This window comes from Pseudomonas sp. 3HC3 (genome assembly GCF_044904505.1).
In the GTDB taxonomy this organism is placed as follows: domain Bacteria; phylum Pseudomonadota; class Gammaproteobacteria; order Pseudomonadales; family Pseudomonadaceae; genus Aquipseudomonas; species Aquipseudomonas putida_Y.
In genome coordinates, this window is sequence record NZ_JADDRH010000045.1 from 1 (window position 1) to 1953 (window position 1953).

The window sequence follows — 1953 nt, forward strand, 5'->3', positions numbered from 1 at the left end:
CGGATGCCAGCCTGCTGCAACAGGCCTATGTAGCCCCGCAAAGCGAAATGGAACAGCGCATTGCCGCTGTCTGGGCCGATGTGCTGCGTCTGGAGCGGGTCGGCTTGAGCGACAACTTCTTCGAGCTTGGCGGCCATTCGTTGCTGGCCACCCAGGTAGTGCTGCGCCTGCGCGAAGCGCTGGGCCATGAAGTGCCGGTCAAGACGCTGTTCCTGGCCCGCGACCTGGCGGACTTCTGCGAGGCCTTGCAGGCCCTGCAGCCCGCGCTCGATCCACTGCACGATGTTTTGGCTAAATCCTTGGAGGACCTCAATCGTCTAACTGCCGATGATCTTGAAAAACTGATTTCCTAGTGAGGACACGGCATGCAGCAACTAATCGAATCGGTAAGCGCGCTTTCTTCCGAGAAGCGCAAAGCCTTGGCGATTCTGCTGAGTCAGAAGGGGGTCAACCTCTATGGCATCGCGCCGATTTTCCGGCGTGATGCCGACGAGCCCCTTCGGCTGTCCTATGCCCAGGAGCGTCAGTGGTTCCTCTGGAACCTGGAACCGCACAGCGCGGCGTATCACATCCCCACGGCGCTGCGCTTGCGCGGCGCCCTGGACATGGCCGCGCTGCAGCGCAGCTTCGCGACGCTGATCGAGCGTCACGAAGTACTGCGCAGCGTGTTCGTCGAGGTCGACGGGCAGTTGCTGCAGCAGGTTCGCGCGCCGTTCGCGCTGCCGCTGCCGGTGCAGGTACTGACCGATGCCGGGCAACTGGAACAGGCGGTGGCGGGGGAGATCGCCGTGCTCTTCGACCTGGGCGAAGGGCCGTTGCTGCGCGCGCGCCTGCTGCAGGTGAGCGAAGACGACCATGTGCTGGTGTTGACCCAGCACCACATCATTTCCGACGGCGCCTCGATGCAGTTGATGGTCGAGGAGCTGATCAACTGCTATGGCGCGTTCAGTCGTGGCCAGCAGCCCGAGCTGCCGGCGCTGCCGATCCAGTATGCCGACTATGCATTGTGGCAGCGCCAATGGATGGAGGCTGGCGAGCGCGAGCGCCAATTGGCCTACTGGACCACCCGCCTGGGCGGCGAGCAGCCGGTGCTGGAATTGCCGCTGGATCGTCCGCGGCCAGCGCTGCAGAGCTTGCGTGGCGCACGCCTGGATATCGAGCTGTCGGCCGAGCTGGGCAAGGGTTTGCAAGAGGTAGCGCGGCAGCAGGGGGCGACCCTGTACATGGTCCTGCTGGCGTCGTTCCAGGCGCTGTTGCACCGCTACAGCCGACAGCGCGATATCCGTGTCGGCGTGCCGATCGGCAACCGCAACCGCGCAGAGACCGAGCGCCTGATCGGCTTCTTCGTCAATACCCAGGTGCTCAGCGCCGAAGTCGATGGTCAGGCGCCGTTCACCACATTGCTGCAACAGGCCAAGGAGGCGGCGCTGGGCGCCCAGGAGCATCAGGACCTGCCGTTCGAGCAACTGGTCGAAGCCTTGGCGCCGGAGCGCAACCTCAGCCACAGCCCGTTGTTCCAGGTGCTGTTCAATCACCAGGCGCACCGTGGCGCGGGCCGGCAGGCCCATGAGCTGCCGGGGCTGCGGGTCGAATCGCTGAACTGGGAGAGCCAGACCGCGCAATTCGACCTGATGCTCGATACCCATGAAGAGCAGGGGCAGTTGTGGGCGTCGCTGACCTACGCGACCGACCTGTTCGACTCAACCACCATCGAGCGCCTGGCGGGCCACTGGCAGGCGTTGCTCGAAGGTATCGTCAGCGCCCCCGGCACGCGCGTCAGCGAGTTGCCGATGCTGACGACGGCGGAACGTGCCGCAACGCTGGCTGCCTGGAATACCGCCCCGGCCACGTTCGCGCCGAGCCAGCCGCTGCATCGCCTGATCGAAGCCCAGGCGGCCCGCGCGCCGCAGGCGCCGGCGCTGGTCTGCGAAGGCGAACAGTTGAGCTACGCCG

At 65.3% G+C, this 1953-nt stretch carries 2 protein-coding genes; both read left to right on the forward strand.

All coding sequences use genetic code 11. The annotated features are described in order from the left end of the window. Window positions 1-353, forward strand: a 353-nt coding sequence (locus INQ47_RS25565) for a phosphopantetheine-binding protein (protein ID WP_404702891.1), incomplete at its 5' end; no start/stop codon positions are given. A gap of 12 nt (window positions 354-365) precedes the next feature. After that, on the forward strand, window positions 366-1953 hold a 1588-nt coding region (locus INQ47_RS25570), incomplete at its 3' end, for a condensation domain-containing protein (RefSeq protein WP_404702892.1).